Annotated in this window: 1 protein-coding gene; it reads right to left on the reverse strand. The window is 48.0% G+C overall.

What is annotated here, in order from left to right; genetic code table 11:
• On the reverse strand, positions 1–590 hold a 590-nt coding region (locus tag R7R24_RS28755; RefSeq protein WP_318120464.1), incomplete at both ends, for a PKD domain-containing protein.

The following is a 590-nucleotide window of genomic DNA, read 5'->3' on the forward strand; positions in this document are numbered from 1 at the left end:
CCGGAACACTCAGCCAAATGGTTTGCTGATTTGACAAACAGACAGTCTCGCCAGCATTTAAACGACCACCACTCACTTTGCTTTGTACCGCGCAATTTTGAGGAAGCGTACTACTACCGCCAGTCGCCGAAATTGTCACATTGTGGGTCGCGATTGCTGTCAAACCGTCATTATCTGTCACTGTTAAACTGACCGTGTACTGACCTTCACTCCCATATTGGTGCGTCGGCTGGGTTTGTGTGCTGGCCGTGCCATCACCGAAGTCCCACAACACACTGACGATTTGCCCGTCTGTATCCGTACTGTTCTCACTGCTGAATGTAATGCTTTCACCGACTTTTCCCTCATTGTTTGCGGTTATTACTGCATTAGGAGCGCCACCTGAAACCAATGACTGTTGCCACTGTTCAAACTCGCTCTGGTATAGGTTTGCCCATTGATTGATGGTCGCCTTGTAATTGCTCCAATTACCTTGGCGTGTTTCCACCAGCATTTGGTTTACATCATCTTTATGTCGCTCGAACATAAATCGAACGGCCAGATAGCCCCAGCGATAAATTCGGTCAACATCAAAGCCATCGTATGTGGTT

This window comes from Vibrio sp. 704 (assembly GCF_033339295.1).